Below are 15146 nucleotides of genomic sequence, written 5' to 3' on the forward strand. Positions count from 1 at the left end.
GGCGGCAACTGACAAAAATGCCAGTTGCCCGGTTTCAGTCGGGTGAATTAATCGCGCGCACGGTCATCAGGCCTGCCAATGGCCAATCCCCTTCCAACTCTGCAAGGCTGGCGGTACTCATGGGGGCTGGTCGCTGGCCATGCCCGTGCTCGAGCCTTCCAACCAATGTGCCCACCAGCGGCTGGTGGCTGACCAGCAGCACATGCTCAAGGCCCAGTCGCTCGATTTCGCCGATGACCTGTTGCACGTCGCTGTCGGGGGTCAACCACGGCACTGTGTGCACCGGCTCGGTGAAACCGAGGGTGTCATGCACCAGTGCCGCGGTCTGCTGGGCGCGCACATAGGGGCTGGCCAGGATGGCTTGCAGTGGCTGGCCCAGCAAGCGCGCCGCGCTGTGCAGCACTTGCTCGCGGCCATGGGGCGTCAGGCGCCGCTCGGCGTCGGTATTGGCCCGCGGTTCGGCCTCGCCGTGGCGCAGAACCCAGAGCTTCACAGCTTGGGCTCCTCGTCGCGCACCGGGTGCGCTGCCGGTGCCACGGCGTGAGGCGCCTCGCCTTCCGGCGCCCGCGGGGCCGGCCAGTCGGCGAATGGCCAGGGCTTCTGGTCGCTGTGGAAACTGCCGAAACGACCGATCTGCGCCAGGTACTGACTGAGGCTGTCGCCGAAGTTCATCAGGCTGGCGCTCGGGGCGCCATACACCAGTCGGTAGATGAGCTGCACCAGCACCAGGCCACCCAGCAGCAGCTCGGCCAGTTGCCAGACCACCAGGAACACCAGCATCCACAGCACCCGCAGGATGATCGACTCGCGCTGCGCGCGCTCGGGGGTATCGTTCATGTATTGCTCCTTGCTCTGTTCAGAACCCACGAAGGCTCAGTTGAAACCGCTTGTGGAAATGAAATCGACGTCGGTCTTGGGCTCGGCGCGCATCAGGTGTTCGATGACCTGGTTCAGCGTGCGGCCTTCGAACAGGATCGCGTGCAGGCCCGCCACCAGCGGCATGTACACCTGCACTTCCTGGGCCTTGGCCTTCAGTACCTTGAGGGTATTGACCCCCTCGGCCACTTCGCCCAGGCGGTTGACCGCCTGTTCCAGGCTCAGGCCCTGCCCCAGCGCATGACCCACCTGATAGTTGCGGCTCTTGGGTGAAGAGCAGGTGACGATCAGGTCGCCGACACCGGCCAGCCCCAGGAAGGTCATCGGATTGGCGCCTTGGCTGACGGCGAAACGAGTCATCTCGGCCAGGGCACGGGTAATCAGCATGCTCTTGGTGTTTTCACCCATGCCCAGGGCAACGGCCATGCCAGCCATGATGGCATAGACGTTCTTGAGGGCACCGCCCAGTTCGACACCGAAGCGGTCGGTGCTGGCGTACACCCGGAAGGTGCGCCCGTGTAACACCGCCTGCACGCGTTGGCACAGGTCTTCATCTTCGCTGGCGACCACAGTGGCGGTCAGCGCATGTTCGGCGATCTCGCGGGCCAGGTTCGGGCCCGACAGCACGCCAATACGTGCCTGGGGGGCGATTTCCTCAAGGATCTGGCTCATCAGCTTGAAGCTCTGCGCCTCGATGCCCTTGGTCAAGCTCACCAGTCCCTTGCCGCGCAGCAACTCGGCATGCGGGGCCAGCACGCTGCGCAGGGCGCTAGACGGCAGGGCCACGAAAATCAGCTCGCAAGCCTGCAGCGTCGCCAGCAGGTCGTTGACCGGCTCGACACCGTCGTGCAGGCGGATACCTTTGAGGTAACGCGGATTCTCGCGATTGATGCGCATGGCCTCGGCCTGCTCGGGGTCGCGCATCCATTGGCGCACTGGCACGTTGTTTTCAGCCAGCAGGTTCGCCACGGCGGTGCCAAAGCTTCCGCCTCCCAGAACTGCAACAGGTTGCTGTTCAGTCATATTCAATCCGTTAATGCCAAAATGTGAGTGGCGACCGGACCATTATACGGTGCGGATGCGACAGGGCCAGTGCATGGCTTGCGTGGCGGGTTGGGTTGGCGATCGCGTGGCGCATCGCGAGCAAGGCTCGCTCCTACGTTTTTCGGGCCATGCCAAAGCGGTCGCGCGCAAATCCCACAGGCATAACTGGCCCGAAAAAAGCGTAGGAGCGAGCCTTGCTCGCGATGCGCCGCGCGATCTCGACACCACCCGAAAACCACCGGCAAGCCTTTCCCTCACCCCCACACCTCGCAAACTCGCGCCCCACCACTGGCAAAAGGTCCAAGGTCAGTTAACATGCCTGTTTCATCTTTGATACAAGGCCGTATCGTGTTCCCAGGCACGCCCCCTTACCCGCGTCTGTTATTGCTGACCGCCCTGCTCGGTGGCCCGGTCATGGCCGATGACCTGTTCATCGACAACACTGACTTGCCGCAGGTTCTGACCGCCACGCGCCTGAAACAATCCCCGGCGGCGGTGCCGGGCAGCATGACCGTGCTCGACAGCGAACTGATCCGTGCCAGCGGTGCCCGCGATATTCCCGAACTGCTGCGCCTGGTGCCAGGCATGATGATCGGCTACGGCGCCGGCAACCAGCCAACCGTCAACTACCACGGCAGCAACGTCAACGAAGCCCGGCGCATGCAAGTGCTGATCGACGGCCGCTCGGTGTATCGGGCCGGCCTTGCCACGGTGGACTGGAGCGATATCCCGGTGGCCCTGGAGGATATCGAGCGCATCGAGGTGTTCCGCGGCCCGAACACCGTCAGCTATGGCGCCAACGCCTTGATGGCGGTGGTCAACATCCTCACCCGCAACCCCGCCGACAGCCATGGCACACGGGTCAAGCTCACCCGTGGCCAGGATGGCATCAACGATTACTACGCCAGTCATGGATTCGGCTGGGACGGCGGTGATCTGCGCCTGTCGGTGTCGGGACAGCAGGACGACGGTTTCGACAGCGACCAGTTCGGCAACGACTACCGCGACAGCCGCCGCCTGAACCGCGTCAACCTCAGCGCCAGCCACAACCTCGCGCCCGACCAGACCCTGGAGTGGCAACTGGCGGCCAAGGAGGGCAGCAACCAGCGGCCGTACACCTACCAACCGGTGTTCGGCAAGTATGCCGCAGGCACCGACGCAGATGTCAACGCCAAGGATTACGCGGGCTCGGTACGCTGGAACATCGATATCAGCCCAGAGCACAGCTTCTACATCCAAGGGTCGGCTCAACACTTCGATCGCCAGCAAGTCTGGCTGGCGTGCGACGCGCTGATGGCGTTCAGTCCGGCGTTGACCCAGTTGTGGCAACTGAACCCAGACTTCGCCGAGAAGGTGGCACGCAACCTGTCGACCGGAAACCTGCCGACAACCACGGACCCGACGCTCAGCGCCCTGCTGACCCAGGCCCAGACTCAATGGAACAACGGCGGCAAAAGCACGGTCTGCGGCGATGTCGATCAAAGTACCCGCGAAACCCGCTACGACCTGGAGATCCAGGACACCCTGAGCCTGACCGACAACCTGCGCCTGCTCAGCGGTATGAACTACCGCTATGATCGCGCCGACTCGCAGACCTACTTCAACGGCAGCATCGACGACCAGACCTGGCGCGCATTCGGCCAGCTGGAATGGCGTGCGGACGAACACTGGATCATCCAGGGCGGTGCGATGTTCGAGGACTCGCGTCTTTCGGGCAGTTCGCTTACCCCGCGCATGGCGGTGAACTACCTGATCACCCCGCGCCACGGTTTGCGAGCGGTGTACTCCGAAGCGGTCCGCTCGCCCGACATGTTCGAGAACAACGTCAACTGGAGCTATACGGTCAAGAACCTGACGCCCAACGACTTCGGGCTGCAGAACGGCGAATATTTCGTCAAGACCCGAGGCCCTGGCAACCTCGATCAAGAACGCATGCGCTCGCGGGAACTGGGCTACAACGGTTACTTCAGCGACATCGACTTGAGCATGGATGTGAAGTTGTTCTATGACGAGATCACCGGAATGATCAGCGAGCCCCTGAGGAACAACCAGTACATCGCCAGCAACGCCAACAAAGCGCGGTTCAGTGGCAGCGAGGCGCAAGCCGACTGGCGCGTGACCCAACGCGACCGCCTGCGCCTGACCTACGCCTATGTCGATGCCTGGGCCAGCAACCCGTTGGACAGCGCCAACACCGCCCGCAACAGTGGCTCGGCCGGCTGGATGCGCGATTGGGGCGACGGCTGGTCCAGCGCTCTTTTCTACTACGGCGACGACGCACTCAACCAGTACCGCTACGAGCGTCTGGACCTGCGTGTGGCCAAGCGCTTGCGTATCCAGGGCAGCAACCTGGAGCTGGCCGCGCTGTGGCAGCAGCGCCTGGACGATGAACCGACCACGACGATCCAGAACCGCTACGACAGCCGTCACCGCCTGAGCGTCAGCGCGGAGCTGGAGTTCTGATGGCCCGCCTGCTGCGCCTGCTGCTGATCTTTCTCTGGCCCATGGGATCGCTGTCCGCTAGCGAAATCCTGTTGGTCGGTGGTGAAGATCAACCCGGCATTCGCAGCTTCGTGGCGGCCCTGGAGAGCCGTCGCAGCCACGACGTGGTGCGTTTCAAGACCACCTCGACCCTACCCCGCCCCGGCCAGCTGAATGCCGACCTGCGCCTGATCCTGCTCGATAGCGCTGCCCTGGACTGGCGGCTCGCCGAGCCCGCCGGCCCCCCGGCACTGGCGATGCGTATCAGCCGGGTGCAGGCGCAGCAGCGCCTGGGCAAATCCCGTCCGGCCTACCTGTGCCTGCTGTGGAGCGACCCGCCCCTGGCACGGCAGCTACGCCTGGCACGCTACCTGCTGCCGCAGGCGCAGCGCATCGGCGTGCTGTATGGCGAGCACAGCCACTTCCTGCTCGAAGAGTTGCGCCATGCCGCCCGCCCGTTGGGCCTGGAGATCGTTGCCCAGGACTGGCCCGATCAACGGGACAGCCGACCACTGCAGAACCTGCTGCTCAACAGCGACGTGCTGCTGGGCCTGGACGACCCCGACCTGTACAACTCGAAGACCGCCAAGAACCTGTTGCTCAGCAGCTACGGCCGACAGATGGCGCTGATCGGGCCGAACGCCGGTTTCGTGCGCGCTGGCGCCCTGGCCAGCAGCTACAGCGACCAGGATGATTGGCTGGCGGTTCTCGACCAGTTGCTCGACCAACCGCCCTCGCGCTGGCCGCGCAGTCTTTACCCGACGCGTTTCGGCGTCAGTGGCAACCAGCAAGTCGCCCGTGCACTGGGCCTGGAACCCATCGATCCGAAGGCCGCTGCCCAGGCCCTGGCCGCAGGAGAACCCAACCCATGAGCAAACGCCTGAGCTGGGATATCCACACCCGCACCCAGATGATCAGCCTGGGTCCTGCACTGCTGCTGACCCTGCTGCTGATCAGTTTCTTCACCTTCGTGCGGATCCAGGACTTGCGCCAGGAGCTCAACCACACCGGGCAGTTGATCGCCAACCAACTGGCCCCGGCGTCCGAGTACGGGGTGATCTCCGGCAACAATGAGGTGCTCGAAGGCCTCATGAGGGCCACCCTGAGCATTCCACACGTGCGTTTTTTGGAGGTGCAGGACAGCCGCAACCATATTCTGGTGTACGTCGAGCAGTCCGATGAAAGCAGCAACCGCGCCCGGCGCGTGGAAGTGTTCCAGGCCCCCATACGGCTGCAGCAGATCCGCCTGGACAGCGACTTCCTGCAACAGGGCAAGGCCCCCACCCCCGCCATCGGCGACGATTACCTGGGACGGGTGATCGTCGGTATGTCCGATGATGCGTTCAGCCAACGCCAGCAGGAAATCGTTATCAAGGCTGGCATTCTTGCCTTGTTCGCCCTGTTGTTCACCTTCCTGCTCGCCCGCCGCCTGGCCACCAGCCTGGCCAAGCCGATCAGCGACATGGGCCATGCGGTGAAGGCGATCCAGCAGGGCGAGTACAATGCCCCGTTACCGGTGGTGGACGACAGCGAGCTCGGCCACCTGGCGCGCCATATCAACAACCTGGCCAGCGCCCTGGAGCAGGCCAGCGCCGAACAGAAGCAGGCCATTGCCCAGTTGATCCAGGCCCGTGAGGAGGCCGAGCAAGCCAACCGCGCCAAGTCCGACTTCCTGGCGATGATGAGCCATGAGTTACGCACGCCGATGAACGGTGTGCTGGGCATGCTGCAGTTGCTCGAAACCACCCAGCTGACGCCCGAGCAGGCCGACTATGCGGCGGTCGCTAGCGAATCCACGGGCCACTTGCTCAAGGTCATCAACGATATCCTCGACTTCTCGCGCATCGAACGCACCACGCTGGAACTTGAGCAGATCGACTTCAACCTCGGCGAATTGATCGCCCACAGCGTGCAGTCGTTCCAGCACAGCGCCCAGCAGCGTGGACTCGACCTGCAACTGCAGATGCCGGCCGGCATGGAACAGCTGGAAGTCAGCGGTGATCCGACTCGAATCCGCCAGATCCTGCTGAACTTGATCGGCAACGCGTTGAAGTTCACCGAACGCGGCCAGGTCCAGGTGCATGCGCGCTGGCAGCCCCTGGACCGGCAGCTGATCTGGTTGACCTGCAGTGTGCGCGATACTGGCATCGGCATCGACAGCGAGCGCCTGGAGACCATGTTCGTGGCCTTCCAGCAAGCGGACAGCTCGATTTCCCGGCGCTATGGCGGCACCGGCCTGGGCCTGTCGATCGCCCGCACCCTGGCCGAACGCATGGGTGGCAAGCTGCGCGGGGAAAGCCGCGAAGGGCTGGGCTCGACCTTCACCCTGGAAATTCCCCTGACCCTGGCCAGCATGGCGCCCCCGGCCCTGCCCGGCAGCGTCGCGCAGGGCAGCCTGGGTACCGAGGGCGGGCGAATCCTGCTGGTAGAGGACAATCCGGTCAATCAAAGCGTCATCGAAGCCATGTTGCGCAGCCTTGGGCTGGAGGTGAGCGTGGCGCTGGATGGCCTCCAGGCCGTGGAGCAGGTCAGCCAGCAGCGCTTCGCCGCGGTACTGATGGACTGCCGGCTGCCGCGGCTGGACGGTTACGAAGCCACCCGGCGCATCCGCCAACTGCCCGATCGCGACAGCCTGCCGATCATCGCCTTGACGGCCAATGCGTTGCAGGGCGACCGCGAGCGCTGCATGGCCGCCGGCATGAACGATTACCTGAGCAAACCCTTCCGCCGCACCGAATTGCAACGGGTATTGCAGCGTTGGTTACCCGGCCGGACAGCCGCGACTGGCGATAAATGCTAAAGTGCGGCAGTCTTAAGGACTGGACAGGACCTTCGTCGGACCTGAAAATAGCCGTTTCAGTGCACACCTGTACTTCTTTTTGCCAGGTGCGCTGTGACTTTCACCACAACGCAATAGTCTACCTGTAGGCTGCCGCCCCGGACTCAACACACTCCGGGCCGGCCGGGAAGATTCATCCCCTGCCGCAGGGGGTTATTGAGGAGCTCGCATGACCAAACAACACGCCTTTACTCGGGAAGACCTGCTGCGCTGCAGTCGCGGTGAGCTGTTCGGCCCAGGTAATGCGCAACTGCCCGCGCCGAACATGCTGATGGTCGATCGCATCACCCACATCAGCGAAGAAGGCGGCAAGTATGGCAAAGGTGAATTGGTCGCCGAGCTGGATATCAATCCGGACCTGTGGTTCTTCGCCTGTCACTTCGAAGGCGACCCGGTAATGCCAGGCTGCCTGGGCCTCGACGCCATGTGGCAGCTGGTCGGTTTCTTCCTCGGCTGGCAGGGCCTGCCAGGCCGTGGTCGCGCCCTGGGTTCGGGCGAAGTGAAGTTCTTTGGCCAGGTATTGCCCGAAGCCAAGAAAGTCACCTACAACATTCACATCAAGCGCGTCCTGAAGGGCAAGCTGAACATGGCCATCGCCGATGGCTCGGTCAGCGTCGACGGTCGCGAGATCTACACCGCCGAAGGCCTGCGGGTCGGCGTGTTCACCTCCACTGACAATTTCTAAGGGTTATTCGCATGCGCCGCGTCGTTATCACTGGTCTGGGCATCGTTTCGTGCCTGGGCAATGACAAAGCTACTGTCACCGAAAACCTGCGCAACAGCCGTCCGGGCATTCGTTACAACCCGGAATACAAGGAAATGGGGCTGCGTAGCCAGGTTTCCGGTTCCATCGACCTCAACCTCGAAGAACTGATCGACCGCAAGGTCTACCGCTTCGTCGGCCACGCCGCTGCCTATGCCTACCTGGCGATGCAGGACGCGATCAAGGACTCCGGCCTGACCGAAGAGCAGATTTCCAACCCGCGTACCGGCCTGGTTGCTGGTTCCGGCGGCGCCTCGACCCTGAACCAGATGGAAGCGCTGGACACCCTGCGCGAGAAAGGCGTCAAGCGTGTCGGCCCTTACCGTGTCACCCGCACCATGGGCAGCACCGTATCGGCGTGCCTGGCCACTCCGTTCAAGATCAAGGGTATCAACTACTCGATCTCCTCGGCCTGCGCCACCTCGGCACACTGCATCGGCACCGCTATGGAGCAGATTCAGTGGGGCAAGCAAGACATCGTCTTCGCCGGTGGCGGTGAAGAAGAGCACTGGAGCCAGTCGTTCCTGTTCGATGCCATGGGCGCCCTGTCGACCAAGCGCAACGAAACCCCGGAACTGGCCTCGCGCGCCTACGACGCCGACCGTGACGGCTTCGTCATCGCTGGCGGCGGCGGCATGGTCGTGGTCGAAGAACTGGAACACGCACTGGCCCGCGGCGCGAAGATCTACGCCGAAATCGTCGGCTACGGTGCCACGTCCGACGGCTACGACATGGTCGCACCGAGCGGCGAAGGTGCCATCCGCTGCATGCAGCAGGCGCTGTCCACCGTCGACACCCCGATCGACTACCTGAACACCCACGGCACCTCGACGCCGGTCGGTGACGTTGCAGAAATCAAGGGCGTGCGTGAAGTGTTCGGTGACAAAGCGCCGAAGATCAGCTCGACCAAGAGCCTGTCGGGCCACTCGCTGGGCGCCGCTGGCGTGCACGAGGCGATCTACTGCCTGCTGATGATGGAAAACAACTTCATCGCCGGCTCCGCCAACATCGACGAGCTGGATCCGGAAGTCGCTGACATGCCGATCCTGCGCAAAACCGAAGAGAACGCCAAGATCGACACGGTCATGAGCAACAGCTTCGGCTTCGGCGGCACCAACGCCACCCTGGTGCTCAAGCGCTGGACTGGCAAGTAAGACGCTGATGCGGTAATTGAAAACGCCCCGACTGGTTCGGGGCGTTTTCATGTGTGGCGTGCAACCCTGTGGGATTGGGCGCACTCGGGATGAGGCCAACCCTTCCGAGGCACTACCGCCTGGGCAACACCGCCAGGAAGTTATCCCGCGCTACCTTGTTCGCCACCTCCTCAGGCAAGGCATCGAGAAATGGCCTGAAACCGTGCAACTGTTCTCCCAGGCCGCCAAATTTGCCCACCACATCCGAGCCCAGCATGAAGCGCTGTGGATGCTTGACGACCACATCGATCCACGCCTTGCGCGGCACGCCTCGCTCATCCAGCAGGTAGGGCGTAAGCACACTCCAGGAAAGATCCACATACAAATTCGGGTAATCCTCCAGCAGCCGCGTCAACACCGGCAACAGGAAGTCCATCTGCGTCTGATGCCGGTGAATTTCCATGCTGGTGCCGGCGTGGGCCCAAATGAAACGGGTATGTGGATGATTGCGCAATGGCTCTTCGATCTCCGCCAGATACAGCGGGTTGCGTTCGCGCTTCGAGGTGATGTTCGAGTGCAACAGCACCGGCAGGTCGCGCTCGGCCGCCAAGTGGTAGATACGCGTCATGGCCTCGTTGTTGGCGCGAGGCGTATCGCCACTGGTGAGCGCGGTCAGGTCGTCATGACGGGTGAACACTTCACCGATCCCCTGCCAAAGCCCTGGGTACAGCTCAAGCATGCGCTCGATGTGGCTGACGGCATTCTTGTCCACTGGGTTGAAGCCAGTGAGAAAGGGATGGAACCTGCGTCGCTGCTCGGCAGGCAGCTTTTCGAGAGCTGCCGCCACATACAGGTCGGTGGCGCTGTACCAATAGGCATCAGCATCGTCGCCTGCATAGTAGCGCGGCCGCTTGGGCTCGTCCTCATGCCACTTCTTGGCCACCGGAATGCCGGAAATCATCGAGTGCTCGATGCCTGCCCTGTCCATGGCCTCGATCAATGCAGGCATGCCCTCGCTCTCCTGGAAGAAATCGACGTAGTGCAGGTGGGCGTCGCTGTAAGCGTAATCACGTGCTTGCGCCGCATGGCCTACCCAGGCAGACAATAGTAAGCAACCCAGCACTCTGACCATCATCGCTGTATTCCTTGTCCCGTTACGAACACGGTAGACCGGCAAGCGTGCCCGGCGGTTCAGCAACGCCTGGCGAACCGCTATGCTTGGGGCATTTCCATCCAGCCTGGAGCCCAACATGAGCAGCCCCCTGGTCATCCGCCCGCGCGCCGAATCGGTCGAGGGCCAGCCGATACTGCGCCCCTTGCCATCGGCACAATGCCGAAGCGTCGGCCCCTTCGTCTTCTTCGACCACATGCTGGAGACCGAGTATGCACCCGGCAGCGGCATGGACATCCGCCAACACCCGCACATCGGCCTGTCTACCCTGACCTACCTGTTCGAGGGTGAAATCCTGCACAAGGACAGCCTCGGCTCCGAACAGCGCGTACAGCCCGGCGATGTGAGCTGGATGACCGCTGGCAGCGGCGTTGCGCATGTCGAACGCACCCCAGCCGAGGCCTTCACCGACGGCTCCCGACTGCATGGCCTGCAGGTTTGGCTCGCATCGCCCCGCGAGCTTGAGCAAGGTCCGGCGAGCTATAGCCATCATCCAGCGGCCAGCCTACCAGTGAGCGATAGCATGGGGGTTCGGATCTGCATGATTGCCGGCCAGGGCTTCTGCCTGGAGTCGCCGGTACCAGTGCTCTCCCCTACCCTCTATGCCCATGTGCACATGCAGCCGGCCACAACCTTGCAGGTACCGAACGAGCATGCGCAGCGGGCGCTTTACCTGCTGGAAGGCGAATTGCTGATGGAGGATACAGAAGTCGAGCCGCGCAGCCTGGTGGTGCTACCGGAAGGTGAAGAGGTCACCCTTTACGCCGAGGGTGATTGCCAGCTCGTTTTGATCGGCGGCGCTGCGCTGGATGGGCCGCGGCGGATGAACTGGAATTTCGTGGCAAGCGATCCGCAGTTGATCGAACAGGCAAGGGCCAAATGGGCTGCAGGTGATTGGCCCACGGTGCCGGGGGAGAGTTCGCGAATTGAACTGCCTCGCTGACAGAGGGCCGCCTGACGGCCGATCCCCCTGCTGGAGCGGGTATACCCGCGAGCACGGGCAAAGCCCGTGCCCTCTACCGCATCGAGTTCTTCGCGAGTAAGCCCGCTCCTACAGGCGATCAGCGCGGGAACACTTCGGTCAGCAGATTGTGCATCGCACGGAAAGCCCGCTCGGAGGTCCGCCGATCGTATTGCATCTTGCCCGGCACATTGGCATTGGGGTCAGTGAACGAATGCACCGCCGCGCCATAGCTGACCAATTGCCAGTCGACCTTCGCTGCGTTCATTTCGTCCTCGAAGGCCGGCAGTTGCTCCTTCGGCACCAGCGGGTCGGAAGCACCATGCAGCACCAGCACCGAACCCTTGATGCGCTTGGCATCTTCCGGATTCGGCGTATCGAGCGTGCCATGGAACGACACCGCCGCCTTCAGGTCAGCCCCTGAGCGGGCCAGCTCAAGGGCACAGCAACCGCCGAAGCAGAAGCCGAAGGTGGCCACCTGGCCAGGCTCCAGCAACGCCTTCGACTGGCCCAGCAGTTGGGCCAGCGCCTCCTGCATACGCTTGCGCAGCTCGGCCCGGTCATTCTTCAGGGGCATCATCGCCGCCCCAGCCTCATCGGCATTGGAAGGACGCACCGACTGCCCATACAGGTCGGCAATCAGCACCACGTAGCCCTTCTCGGCCACCTCCTTGGCGATCCGCTCGGCCCCCTCGCCAATACCCATCCAGTTCGGCGCCATGACCAGGCCAGGCTTGGGCAACGAGCCCGGTTCATACACCAGGCGGCTCTCGTACGCCTTGCCGGACAGGTGATAAACCAACGACTCGACGATTACCTTGCTCATCAAATTCCTCCTTGCACCATTAAAAAAGCCCGCCGAAGCGGGCTTTCCTTTGCATCAACTCAAGCAGACAGTTCGACCAACAGCTTGTTCAGGCGACGAACGTAAGCCGCCGGATCCTTCAAGCTGTCACCGGCTGCAAGCGCGGCCTGGTCGAACAGGATATGCGACAGCTCGGCGAAGCGGTCCTCGCTCTGTTCGTTGTCCAGCTTCTCGATTAGCGGGTGGGTCGGGTTGAACTCGAAGATCGGCTTGGACTCAGGCACCTTCTGCCCGCTTGCCTCAAGGATCTGGCGCATCTGCAGACCCAGGTCCTGCTCACCAATGGCCAGGATGGCCGGCGAGTCGGTCAGGCGGTGGGAAACACGCACCTCGGCCACACTGTCACCCAGCGCACCCTTCAGGCGCTCGACCAGACCTTCTTTTTCCTTGGCGACTTCTTCCTGGGCTTTCTTGTCTTCTTCCGAATCCAGCTTGCCAAGGTCCAGGTCGCCACGGGCGATGTCGATGAAGGCTTTGCCATCGAACTCGCTGAGGTAGCTCATCAGCCATTCATCGATGCGATCGGTCAACAGCAGCACTTCGATGCCTTTCTTGCGGAAGACTTCCAGGTGCGGGCTGTTCTTGACCTGCGCGTAGGACTCGCCGGTGAGGTAGTAGATCTTGTCCTGACCTTCCTTGGCGCGCGCCAGGTAGTCGGCCAGGGCAACGGTCTGTTCGCCGCTGTCGTCCTGGGTGGAGGCAAAGCGCAGCAGGCCGGCGATCTTCTCCTTGTTGGCGAAGTCCTCGGCCGGGCCCTCCTTGAGCACCTGGCCGAAGTTTTTCCAGAAGCTCTTGTACTGCTCGGGCTCGTTCTTGGCCAGCTTCTCCAGCATGTCCAGCGCACGCTTGGTCAGCGCCGACTTCATCGAGTCGATGATCGGGTCCTTCTGCAGGATTTCCCGCGAAACGTTAAGCGACAGGTCGTTGGAGTCGACCACGCCCTTGATGAAGCGCAGGTACAACGGCAGGAACGACTCAGCCTGGTCCATGATGAACACGCGCTGCACGTACAGTTTCAGGCCGCGTGGCGCTTCACGCTGGTACAGGTCGAACGGTGCGCGGGCCGGCACGTACAACAGCGAGTTGTACTCCAGCTTGCCTTCGACCTTATTGTGGCTCCAGGCCAGCGGATTCTCGAAATCGTGGCCGATGTGCTTGTAGAACTCCTGGTATTCCTCGTCCTTGATCTCGGTACGCGGACGGGTCCACAGGGCGCTGGCGCGGTTGACGGTTTCCCACTCGACAGCTGGCTTCTCCTCGCCTTCGGCGCCAGCCTGCTCCTTAGGCAGTTCGATCGGCAAGGCAATGTGGTCGGAGTACTTCTTGACCAGGTTGCGCAGGCGCCAGCCATCGGCGAACTCTTCCTCACCTTTTTTCAGGTGCAGGACAATGCGCGTGCCGCGCTCGGCCTTGTCCACGGTAGCGACTTCGAACGAGCCTTCGCCCTTGGAGGACCAATGCACGCCCTCGGAAGCCGGTTGGCCAGCGCGACGGCTGAACACATCGACCTTGTCGGCGACGATGAATGCGGAGTAGAAGCCCACGCCGAACTGACCGATCAGGTGCGAGTCCTTCTTCTGGTCACCACTAAGGTTCTTCATGAAGTCGGCGGTGCCCGACTTGGCAATGGTCCCCAGATGCGCGATGACATCTTCACGGCTCATGCCGATACCGTTGTCTTCCAGGGTAATGGTGTGGGCGTCCTTGTCGAAGCTCAGGCGAATCTTCAGATCGGCGTCACCTTCGAGCAAATCAGGCGTGGCCAGCGCTTCGAAACGCAGCTTGTCGGCGGCATCGGAGGCGTTGGAGATCAGTTCACGGAGGAAGATCTCCTTGTTCGAGTACAGCGAGTGAATCATGAGGTGCAGCAGCTGCTTTACCTCGGTCTGGAAGCCCAGGGTTTCCTTTTGTGTTTCCACAGTCATGGTCTTCAAAACTCCGATCTGATGGCAGTTGGCGCCTGGCAGCCGAATCGGCCTGCATTAACGGCGGATGTCATGCAGATGGGGGCTGCCCGGATGATTTCAAGGGCTTTTCCGGTTCGATCTTGAAATGCGCACGAGCCGTGGCAATCGGCGACTGGCGATCGCCCTGCCAGGCGGTGATGGCGACATTGGTCACGCGACGGCCCTGGCGCCACAACTGACACTGCGCATAGGTATCGCGAAAATGCCCGGCACGCAGGTAGTCGATGGAGAAATCGATGATCTTGGGAATGCTCGCGCTCTCGCTGTAGATCAGCAGGTAAAGTGCCGCGGACAGCTCCATGAAACCTGCGATCACCCCACCATGAATGGCTGGCAGCAAGGGGTTCCCGATGTTGTCCGGATTGGCTGGCAGGCGAAACAGCAGGTCCTCGCCGTCGCGCTGGCATTCGATGCCGATCAGGCCAGCGTAGGGGATCAGGGCCAGCAATGGCCGGTAGTCACCCACGGCATGGGCCTCGTTCAACCGCTGGCGGACATCCCGTGGAATCATGCGTCTTTCTCCCTGAGGCTGTTACCGAAATGAAGCCCGCCTTTTATGTCCTGCCCAAGGCGCATGAAGGTACCCACCACCTGGCAGATAGGTCGGTCGGGATCATCCTGGTAGGCAGTGCCCCGGGTGAAGATCACGTCACGGGTCACGCGGTAGCACTGGGCATGACCATGGATGTCCTTGCCCGCCGCGGCTGGGTGCATGTAGTCGATTCGCAGGTCCAGGGTCGGACAGACTTCGAAGCGCGGAAGGACGCACAGCGTGGCCATGCCGCACGTGGTATCCATCAGGGTGGTCAGCGCGCCACCGTGTACGGCGCCGGTCTGCGGATTGCCGACGATGGCCTTCGACCAGGGTAATACCAAGGTGATGCCGTCGCTGTCGGCATGCGCAACCCGCATCTGTAAAACCTGGCAATGTTTCAACGCCGAAAGAAATCGCTCGGCCATGGCCATCAAGGTTGTATCGCTCATAGGCGCAGTCCATGATCAATGCCGCAGCGGCATAAAATCGGTAAAAAGTCTATATGGAACAA

Annotated in this window: 14 protein-coding genes; 6 read left to right on the plus strand and 8 right to left on the minus strand. The window is 62.3% G+C overall.

Annotation, left to right across the window (positions count from 1 at the left end; translation table 11 throughout):
- Nucleotides 1-34: 34 nt before the first annotated feature.
- Genes sixA through P3R38_RS16485 form a run of 3 tightly spaced genes read right to left on the minus strand, consistent with a single transcriptional unit; the run spans nucleotide 35 to nucleotide 1899 of the window.
- Nucleotides 35-493 (minus strand): phosphohistidine phosphatase SixA, encoded by a 459-nt coding sequence (sixA, locus tag P3R38_RS16475; protein ID WP_023381334.1) that lies wholly within the window; start codon nucleotides 491-493, stop codon nucleotides 35-37.
- A complete protein-coding gene (locus P3R38_RS16480; protein ID WP_023381335.1) occupies nucleotides 490-837 on the minus strand; it encodes a DUF4389 domain-containing protein in 348 nt (115 codons plus the stop codon). The genes sixA and P3R38_RS16480 overlap by 4 nt, the downstream gene beginning before the upstream one ends.
- A 36-nt stretch (nucleotides 838-873) precedes the next feature.
- Nucleotides 874-1899, minus strand: coding sequence for an NAD(P)H-dependent glycerol-3-phosphate dehydrogenase (locus tag P3R38_RS16485; protein WP_023381336.1), 1026 nt, complete (start codon nucleotides 1897-1899; stop codon nucleotides 874-876).
- A 336-nt stretch (nucleotides 1900-2235) separates the two neighbouring features.
- Here P3R38_RS16485 and P3R38_RS16490 point away from each other — a divergent pair, with 336 nt between their 5' ends.
- The 5 genes from P3R38_RS16490 to fabB all read left to right on the plus strand — a co-directional run bounded on the left by P3R38_RS16490 (nucleotide 2236) and on the right by fabB (nucleotide 9157).
- Nucleotides 2236-4383, plus strand: coding sequence for a TonB-dependent receptor (locus P3R38_RS16490; RefSeq protein WP_177325249.1), 2148 nt, complete (start codon nucleotides 2236-2238; stop codon nucleotides 4381-4383).
- On the plus strand, nucleotides 4383-5273 hold the full coding sequence (locus P3R38_RS16495) for an ABC transporter substrate-binding protein (RefSeq protein WP_277686429.1): 891 nt from the start codon (nucleotides 4383-4385) through the stop codon (nucleotides 5271-5273). The genes P3R38_RS16490 and P3R38_RS16495 overlap by 1 nt, the downstream gene beginning before the upstream one ends.
- Entirely contained in the window at nucleotides 5270-7201 is a 1932-nt protein-coding gene (locus P3R38_RS16500) for an ATP-binding protein (RefSeq protein ID WP_277686430.1), read from the plus strand. The genes P3R38_RS16495 and P3R38_RS16500 overlap by 4 nt, the downstream gene beginning before the upstream one ends.
- A 208-nt stretch (nucleotides 7202-7409) precedes the next feature.
- A complete protein-coding gene (gene fabA, locus P3R38_RS16505; protein ID WP_003251509.1) occupies nucleotides 7410-7925 on the plus strand; it encodes a 3-hydroxyacyl-[acyl-carrier-protein] dehydratase FabA in 516 nt (171 codons plus the stop codon).
- Nucleotides 7926-7936: 11 nt separating this feature from the next.
- Complete coding sequence (fabB, locus tag P3R38_RS16510; RefSeq protein WP_023381340.1) at nucleotides 7937-9157, plus strand: beta-ketoacyl-ACP synthase I; 1221 nt, start codon at nucleotides 7937-7939, stop codon at nucleotides 9155-9157.
- A gap of 112 nt (nucleotides 9158-9269) precedes the next feature.
- Here fabB and P3R38_RS16515 read toward each other — a convergent pair whose 3' ends face one another.
- Nucleotides 9270-10271: an amidohydrolase family protein gene (locus P3R38_RS16515; protein WP_277686431.1), complete on the minus strand. Its 1002-nt coding sequence runs from the start codon at nucleotides 10269-10271 to the stop codon at nucleotides 9270-9272.
- A 115-nt stretch (nucleotides 10272-10386) separates the two neighbouring features.
- Between P3R38_RS16515 and P3R38_RS16520 the strand changes: the two genes are divergently transcribed.
- Nucleotides 10387-11250 carry a pirin family protein gene (locus tag P3R38_RS16520; RefSeq protein ID WP_027908199.1) on the plus strand — a complete coding sequence of 288 codons (864 nt, stop codon included), beginning with the start codon at nucleotides 10387-10389 and terminating at the stop codon, nucleotides 11248-11250.
- Between the two features lie 118 nt (nucleotides 11251-11368).
- Here P3R38_RS16520 and P3R38_RS16525 read toward each other — a convergent pair whose 3' ends face one another.
- The 4 genes from P3R38_RS16525 to P3R38_RS16540 form a co-directional block, all read right to left on the minus strand.
- A complete protein-coding gene (locus tag P3R38_RS16525; RefSeq protein ID WP_023381343.1) occupies nucleotides 11369-12094 on the minus strand; it encodes a dienelactone hydrolase family protein in 726 nt (241 codons plus the stop codon).
- A 59-nt stretch (nucleotides 12095-12153) separates the two neighbouring features.
- A complete protein-coding gene (htpG, locus tag P3R38_RS16530) occupies nucleotides 12154-14058 on the minus strand; it encodes a molecular chaperone HtpG (RefSeq protein ID WP_023381344.1) in 1905 nt (634 codons plus the stop codon).
- A 70-nt stretch (nucleotides 14059-14128) separates the two neighbouring features.
- Complete coding sequence (locus P3R38_RS16535; RefSeq protein WP_023381345.1) at nucleotides 14129-14611, minus strand: PaaI family thioesterase; 483 nt, start codon at nucleotides 14609-14611, stop codon at nucleotides 14129-14131.
- On the minus strand, nucleotides 14608-15084 hold the full coding sequence (locus P3R38_RS16540; RefSeq protein ID WP_023381346.1) for a PaaI family thioesterase: 477 nt from the start codon (nucleotides 15082-15084) through the stop codon (nucleotides 14608-14610). The genes P3R38_RS16535 and P3R38_RS16540 overlap by 4 nt, the downstream gene beginning before the upstream one ends.
- Nucleotides 15085-15146 lie beyond the last annotated feature (62 nt).

Source organism: Pseudomonas sp. NyZ480, assembly GCF_029537255.1.
Classification (GTDB): Bacteria; Pseudomonadota; Gammaproteobacteria; order Pseudomonadales; family Pseudomonadaceae; genus Aquipseudomonas; species Aquipseudomonas taiwanensis.